Here is a 5,560-nt window from a genome sequence, read left to right as displayed (position 1 = left end):
TATAAAATCTTCCTTGTCCACTTTCCTTCCTTGTCTTCCTAGTCTTGCCTTCACAGATCATATTAAAAACCTACCCTTGCAAGGAGAGGGTGGGGTCAAACAATAGTTGATACACTAATCATGACTTGACAAACATCCTCTAAGGAGCGAGCAACAAGATTCTTTCTCTCCCTCCTTAATAGGGAGACGATGGGCGTGAGGTTTCATAGGACTTTCTCCCAGAAATCAGATGCGGTCTTTTAGTCATGCTCACAAAAATGGGTAATCTCATCTGTTGTTATTACCCATTAGCCACCGGACAAAAGACTAAAGCCTTTTTCAGGCTCATGAAGTACACACCAATTCCCTATTCCCTATTCCCTATTCCCTATTCCCTATTCCCTCAAACTAAAAAAAATTGTACCTCACGAGCATGGGAAATGCTATATTAACAAACTAACGTATTTTCACAGCCGTACCTGTGGCGGTAATTAGCAGCATCACCCCGGTCTGTTCAACATTGATATTGATCGTACCAGTATGAAATTGAATACCAATTACAGCATCTGCACCTAAACCCTGTGCACGTTTTTCTAATTCTTCTATGGCTTTGCGTTGTCCCTGCTCAAATAGTCGCTCATAACTAGCAGTACGCCCACCGATAATATCTCGAATGCTGGCAAAAAAATCGCGGATGAAATTACTCCCGTAGACAACTTCCGCGGTGACAATCCCTAAATATGATTCAATAATGGCACCTTGAATCACATCAGTTGTAGTTAAAATCATAAATTAACCCTGTAATAGCAGATTAGTCTTTGGCGGGTGTATGTCGTGTATTGTCCGTCATTTATACCCTTAGTTATTCTATTATTGGTAATAAAAAACTTATATTTACGATGAGAAAAACTCATTAAACTAGGCGTTTTGTCCAAATACTTGATTGATAGGATATACTGAATACTTTATATTGAATATCAACTCAGGCTGTCTTGTCCTGTAAAAAAGTATCTGAATTAACCAGATATTTAAATTTGGCCAGAGTAAATAAATGTGGTTCTCAAAACTGAGAATTTTTGTTTTAATGTACAAAAAAACCTCCCCTATAATTTACGGAATTTTACTATGTACAAGCCCATTTCACTTGTAGTTAGTATTCTATGCTTAGGACTGACTACCGTTAGCACCCCCTCCATGGCTCAGAGCCAAATACTGATGGCGCAAACCAATAACTCCCAAGTTAGGAGACTGTTTGAGGAAGGGCAGAAACTGGTAAGAGACCAGGACTATAATGGAGCGATCGCCATTTATCAACAAGCGGCTCAGATAGAACCAAAGAATGCCAGAATTCATTCTGGGATAGGCTACCTGTATGCTAAACAAGGAAAATTTCCAGAAGCCCTAGCCTCCTATCGTCGAGCGATCGCTATTAACCCGAATAATAGCGATTTTCATTACGCTATAGGTTACATTAAAGTTAACTTGGGTGACATTAATGGGGCGAAAGAGTCTTACCGTCGTGCTATCCAACTCAACCGTAACCATTTAAATGCTTACTTGGGATTAGGTTTCACCCAATCTCGTCTGGGAGACTTTACTGCTGCTAATTGGGCTTACGAACAAGCAATTAAACTAGACCCCAATAATCCCCAAACTTATGAGTTGATGGCTAAGATGTATCAACAGCGAAGAAATACAGCCCGCGCCAACCAATTACTGCAGACAGCCCGTAACTTGTATCAACGGCGAAATGACACCGCTGGAGTTGATAGGATTAATGGGATGTTGAGGGACCTAGGGGGTTAATTAACAACTTTTTCGACAGCACCCCAGTTACTAGCAATTGGCATTCGCCAACCAGTACCAAAGGCACGATCTGTAATTTTTAATCCTGGGGGTGCTTGTCTGCGTTTAAATTCAGCACGGGCGACCATTTGAATGACTCGATTGACAATGAACCGGTCATGGCCTGCGGCGACAATTTGGGCTGCTGATTGGTGGTTATGGATGAAGCGTTGTAAGATGTCATCTAAAATCTCGTAGGGGGGTAGAGAATCTTGATCAACTTGTCCGGGTTTGAGTTCAGCACTGGGTGGTTTGATGAGAATATTGTGGGGAATAATGTCGCCATTACTATTTAACCAGTGGCACAGTGAATAAACACGGGTTTTGGGAACATCAGCAATTACAGCCAAGCCACCATTCATATCACCGTAAAGGGTGCAATAACCCACTGCCATTTCTGACTTGTTGCCGGTAGATAATAACAGATAACCGAACTTGTTAGCGATCGCCATCAATAAATTACCACGAATCCGGGATTGGATATTTTCCTCAGCAATGCCAAATTCAGTACCAGCGAACAAATCCGCCAAGGTGTCATCGAACCCTGACATTAATTCCCCTATTTTTAAGATAGTAGTTTGAATACCCAAATTTTCCCCTAATGCCAAAGCATCAGTTACAGAATGCTCTGAACTGTAAGGAGAAGGCATCAGTACACCGATGACATTTTCCTTCCCGACGGCTGCGGCGGCGATGGCGGCGACTAATGCCGAATCAATTCCCCCACTTAAACCCAGCAAAACTTTAGAAAAATGACACTTTTGGGCGTAATCTCGCACTCCCAACACCAAGGCATGCCAAATTTCCTCCTCTTCTGACTGATATACTGGTGCCACAGAACTCAATTGTAAATCTCCCCGGGCTTGATCAAATTCAACTATGACCAAATCAGTGGTAAAACCACAAGCACGACAGACAATTTCACCCTGACGATTTAAACCAAAACTACGACCATCAAAAATTAAATCATCATTTCCCCCGACTTGATTGGTATAAATCATTGGTTGTGAAAAACGTACCGCACTATGATTTAGCATAGATTCTCGATACTGCTGTTTACCGACACTATAGGGTGAAGCTGACAAATTGACAATCAAATCTACACGCAAAATCGCTAAATCAGCAATAGGATTAACAGCATAATTACGTTTTCCTAAAAAGTCTTCATCGTTCCATAAATCTTCACAAATAGTTACACCAATATCAAGATTATCTAGTGTGAAATAATTAGCTTGTAGCCCTGGTTCAAAATAGCGGTTTTCATCAAAGACATCATAGGTGGGTAAAAGTCGCTTATGAAAAACTTGTTTTACTTTGCCATCTGTCAACAAAGCGATGCTATTAAATAAACTTTTTCCCCCAGTGCTATCAGCTTTTAAATTTGGGGAAACAGTTCCTACCAATACAGATAAATTGGGCGGTAAATCTGTAGCTAGCTGTTGTAATGTCATCGCCATAGCGTTGACAAAACTAGGATTTAGTAATAAATCTCGCGGGGGATAGCCACACAAGGAAAGTTCTGGGGTTAATAATAAACGCGCACCTTGATTGGCTGCTTTTTGGGCTGCTTCGAGAATTTTCTGAGCATTAGTGGGCAAATCACCAATAGTAGGATTTAGTTGAGCGATCGCAATTTTCATGGTTGGTATATAGCAATTTTTTCCTGTGTGAGGTACACCATATAACGAATTTCTCACAGATGCACAAAGATGAGGATAAGCTATTAAATAAAGACTAAAGGTTTATCTTTAAAAGGAGCAAACGCCTCTGCATCAAATTTATATAAACTAGCCGGACGACCAGCACCCCGTGATACTTTAATTCCCGTATCGGATAAAAAACCTAACTTGAGTAAACGCGCCCGAAAGTTAGAATAGTCGGCGAAATTGTCCCCTAAAACTGTGCTGTATAATTGATACAAATCATTTAAGGTGAAGCTGGCGGGTAGAATGTCAAAAGCTACGGGACTATACTCTAACTTATTTCTTAAGCGTCTGTGTCCATAAGCCAAAACTTGATTATGATCAAAGGCTAATTGCGGTACTTCTTTGACTGGATACCAAGCAATTCCAGTAACTTCCTCTGCAATTAGTTCTGCCTCTTCAAACCTGACTAGGGCAAAGTAAATCACGGATAGATAACGTACACCATAACCATTAGTAGTTTCTCTAGGGTCGCGATTTGGTCCGCCAAAGGTGTATAACTGCTCTAAATAGAGATTATTTACTCTAATTTTCTCTGCCATAATCCGATAAGCAGCATCTTCTAAGGATTCTCCTTTACGTACTAAAGTACCCGGAAGACTCCAGGAATTTAAACATGGTTCTTGCTGTCGCATGACTAAAAGCACTAGCAGCCGATTTTGAGCGGTATCTACAGAAAAAATGACGTTATCAACACCAACTTTAAAATCAGCCCAAGGTTGTTGATTTAGCAGACTTGGTATCTTTTTGTGGTTGCGTCCTGGCATTTGTACAAATGCTGTTGATGAATATAAGCGATAATTGGGGGAGTCAGGGCTTGAGTATCTCCATGTTCACGATAGGCGGTGGAGGAAACATCTATACCAGTTAAGCTAGCGATCGCAATTTGACCGCCTAGATTTTTCACCCGTTCCAAGCTATACTTATCTATGGCATATCCTGGTCGAGCCACAATTAATAGTTCTACTTGCTGCAACAAATTTTGAATACGATACCAACGCGGCAACTGATGTAATAAATCGGAACCAATCACCAATGTAAACTCAGTATCATCACCCCAGCGAGCCTGGGCTTTTTCCACAGTTTCCAGAGTTCTAAAGCTACTCAAATCCTGTTCTAAAGTAATATTGCTGCGTGGGGTATCGATATCCGCAATCAACAATTGTAGCATTGTTGCCCGATGTTCCAAAGGTGTTTTATGACACTTAAATGGATTATCAGCCGCCCAAACTGCTACCCAATCATAACCCTCAGATAACCATCTGAGAATGTTTTGATGTCCAGCCGTCGGCGGATCTGCACTAGTACCAAACAAAGCAACTTTCATATTTTACCTCTGGGTAATTTACCTATCACCTGCGTTTAAATAGCCATAATTAATACATTATAGGATTATAATCCTCCGTAGCAGTTGCCATACTAAAGCATTTTTCCCACCTCCTACCCTTTGTTATAGTAGATTTTACTATATATAATGTCAAATCAGCCCGGCATAAAGTTATATGAGTCCTCTAAACATAAATTTAACCATGGCGATTATTTGATAAATTGCCATTATTTATCTTTTTGTAATAGTGTTTTTTACCAAAATTTTCTGGTTCTTTCGGCATTTTTATGGCTACTAGGGAAATCTAGTAACTTTTAATGAGTATAATTGAGTGATATCAATGTCTGTAATATATACTCTACAAGCATTTAAGCAATATCTAACATACTTTAATTATCACACATATTATATTATATATTATAAATATCATATTTTTTTAGGCGATCGCCATGAAATTTACTGTAGAGAAAATCTTGAATCTTCCCGATATGAAAGTATTAGATTTTCAAGAAATTGAAGGGGGAGAAATAATTATAACACTAGAAAAAGGGGTGAATCATTCGACTTGTCCATCCTGTGGACCACTCATAGTATACATCAGAATCACTGGCGGATGATCCATGATTTACCTTGGAGTAAAAAACCAGTTCTATTAAAAATAAATCGTCGCCAATTTAAATGTCACAAGTGTAAGAAAGTTTTTAGT

The 5,560-nt window shown here is 39.7% G+C and carries 5 protein-coding genes and 1 pseudogene; 2 read left to right on the top strand and 4 right to left on the bottom strand.

The window, feature by feature from the left end; genetic code table 11:
• Window positions 1–435 precede the first annotated feature (435 nt).
• The gene (locus PN447_RS12425) at window positions 436–768 is read right to left on the bottom strand and encodes a YbjQ family protein (RefSeq protein WP_271763355.1); all 333 of its coding nucleotides are present in this window, start codon (window positions 766–768) and stop codon (window positions 436–438) included.
• A gap of 336 nt (window positions 769–1,104) precedes the next feature.
• On the opposite strand from PN447_RS12425, the gene PN447_RS12420 reads away from it, so the two are divergent.
• The gene (locus PN447_RS12420; RefSeq protein WP_271763354.1) at window positions 1,105–1,785 is read left to right on the top strand and encodes a tetratricopeptide repeat protein; all 681 of its coding nucleotides are present in this window, start codon (window positions 1,105–1,107) and stop codon (window positions 1,783–1,785) included.
• Here PN447_RS12420 and PN447_RS12415 read toward each other — a convergent pair.
• The 3 genes from PN447_RS12415 to PN447_RS12405 form a co-directional block, all read right to left on the bottom strand.
• Window positions 1,782–3,464 (bottom strand): NAD+ synthase, encoded by a 1,683-nt coding sequence (locus tag PN447_RS12415; protein ID WP_271763356.1) that lies wholly within the window; start codon window positions 3,462–3,464, stop codon window positions 1,782–1,784. The two genes, PN447_RS12420 and PN447_RS12415, sit on opposite strands and share 4 nt — an antisense overlap.
• Window positions 3,465–3,547: 83 nt before the next feature.
• A complete protein-coding gene (locus PN447_RS12410; RefSeq protein WP_271763352.1) occupies window positions 3,548–4,294 on the bottom strand; it encodes an NUDIX hydrolase in 747 nt (248 codons plus the stop codon).
• Window positions 4,255–4,854: a nicotinate-nucleotide adenylyltransferase gene (locus PN447_RS12405; RefSeq protein WP_271763351.1), complete on the bottom strand. Its 600-nt coding sequence runs from the start codon at window positions 4,852–4,854 to the stop codon at window positions 4,255–4,257. Before PN447_RS12405 ends, PN447_RS12410 begins: the two co-directional genes overlap by 40 nt.
• A gap of 449 nt (window positions 4,855–5,303) precedes the next feature.
• Here PN447_RS12405 and PN447_RS12400 point away from each other — a divergent pair.
• Window positions 5,304–5,560 (top strand): annotated as a pseudogene (locus PN447_RS12400) (transposase family protein); the annotation flags it as partial.

This window comes from Anabaena sp. CS-542/02, from assembly GCF_028331085.1.
Lineage (GTDB): Bacteria > Cyanobacteriota > Cyanobacteriia > Cyanobacteriales > Nostocaceae > Anabaenopsis > Anabaenopsis arnoldii.
This window is presented reverse-complemented; position numbering and strand designations above follow the sequence as displayed.